Annotated in this window: 1 pseudogene; it reads right to left on the bottom strand. The window is 59.4% G+C overall.

From position 1 onward, the window contains the following. Positions 1-249, bottom strand: a pseudogene (locus LD028_RS09290) (exopolysaccharide biosynthesis protein); the annotation flags it as partial.

Below are 249 nucleotides of genomic sequence, written 5' to 3' on the forward strand. Positions count from 1 at the left end.
GGATCGAACGCCGACGGAGGTCGAGATACCCCGATTTAAGCTGCGCAACCTTCGCCTGGAGCTGTTGCTCGCGCTGCAACGCTTCGCGGTAATCGGCCTCAAGTGATCCGGTGATGCGGCTTTCTTCGCGCGAGATCGAGCGATCAAGCTGATCGATCTGGGACTGGATCGCCTTGGCCGCTGGATATCCTGGCTCGAACTTGACCATCAATTGCTGGTACTCGGCGGCAAGCTCAGCACGATGCTGGC

The organism is Anoxybacillus sp. LAT27 (assembly GCF_022030075.1).
GTDB lineage: Bacteria > Bacillota > Bacilli > Bacillales > Anoxybacillaceae > Anoxybacillus > Anoxybacillus kestanbolensis.